Source organism: Caballeronia sp. LZ003, from assembly GCF_031451465.1.
In the GTDB taxonomy this organism is placed as follows: Bacteria; Pseudomonadota; Gammaproteobacteria; order Burkholderiales; family Burkholderiaceae; genus Caballeronia.
Window position 1 is genome coordinate 1 of sequence record NZ_JARUXJ010000050.1, and the last position, 1,327, is coordinate 1,327.

The following is a 1,327-nucleotide window of genomic DNA, read 5'->3' on the forward strand; positions in this document are numbered from 1 at the left end:
ACCTCAGCCACCTCCGATAAGAGACCGTCCCACACCTCGGCCTGAACGCGCACTTTGTAGTTGCCGGGCTTTAAGTCGTGCACGACCCACTCGCACTTCGTGTTTGCAAGCCGCTCTTTCTTCATCTCGTGACCCGGCTCATGCCATTCAATCAAATACTGCTTGGCGCTGGCCACCGCGCCCCACGACATTGCTCGGGTTGTAGATGTATGTCGGGTCGCACGGCATGTCCGCCGACGTCAGCACACTGCCCGCGCACCAATAAGCAATCCCTCTAAATATGCTCGCAAGCTGTTGCAGCAAAGCGAAGGCGTGCGTGCGTGATGTGACATAGCAGTTGCACGTGAAGCGCGGTTCCGGGTCGCCATCGCTATTGGGCACGCGCTCATCGCAATATTTTGCGATGGCATACAACGCGTACCGGTCTACGTACGACTCGTTCACCCAGGCCCCGGCGCCGTACCGCCGATTGAGCAGAACATCCCTAAAAATCCATGCCGGATTGTTGGTCCACGCTCGCTTAAACTTCCCGGTCCACGTGCCCTCGTACGTACGCTCGAGCGGATCGTAGTTATCCGGCACCTCGACCAGTAAGCCCTTCACGTCGTACGAGCGAACAGGTACCCGGTCAAATTTCTCCGAGCTGATTTGCATCGCCACCAGCGCGCTGCCGGGGTATCTGAACTTTCCGGTGCGGCGCTTGGTGTAGCTAAGCACGTGCGCTGTGCCATGCTTTTTACCTGCATTCTCACCCTGGTCAATGACGTCTGTCCGGGAGATTTTCAAGACGAATCGCGCCCCCGCAGCCAAATGCACGGGAAACGTGAAGGTCTTGCAATAAACCTGACAGACGCCGGTGATTTCCCAAGACTCGGTCTTCGGCGGAGGCTCGTCCTTCAACCCGGTGATTTCCCAGGGCTCGGTCTTCGGCGGAAGCTCGTCCTTCGACAGTGTTCTATAGGATGGTTCGAACTGTAGCTTGACCGTCGCGTTGGTGTGCCCCTTGTTCGAATCCCACCACAGATTGCTCACCTGGACAGTAACATCCACCTCACTCACGTCCGGCTCGGAGACTTCGATCGAACAAGGTGTGAAATGCGTTTTCTTCCCGCCGCTCCCGCCGTCAACCAGACGACGCTGCAGCTCGTGACCGACTTGCACCTCACTTGAGGCCGCCGTCACCCATTCAATGGCGTCTTGCTGAATCTCTCCCTCACGGGTGTCAAATTGCTCAACCTGGAAATTACGGCTTCCATCATTGTTTTCGACCGGCACGCCGTCCAAATAAACCGAGCGAAGCTTAACTTGATCTGCTTCTGCTAAACCG

1 protein-coding gene and 1 pseudogene are annotated in these 1,327 nt (G+C 56.8%); both read right to left on the minus strand.

The features are described 5' to 3' along the window. Nucleotides 1-191 (minus strand): hypothetical protein (locus tag QCE79_RS39435; RefSeq protein WP_404989460.1); only part of this gene is annotated, 191 nt, incomplete at its 3' end. Continuing rightward, nucleotides 148-1,327: pseudogene (locus QCE79_RS32815) on the minus strand (hypothetical protein); the annotation flags it as partial. The pseudogene QCE79_RS32815 and the gene QCE79_RS39435, both read right to left, overlap by 44 nt.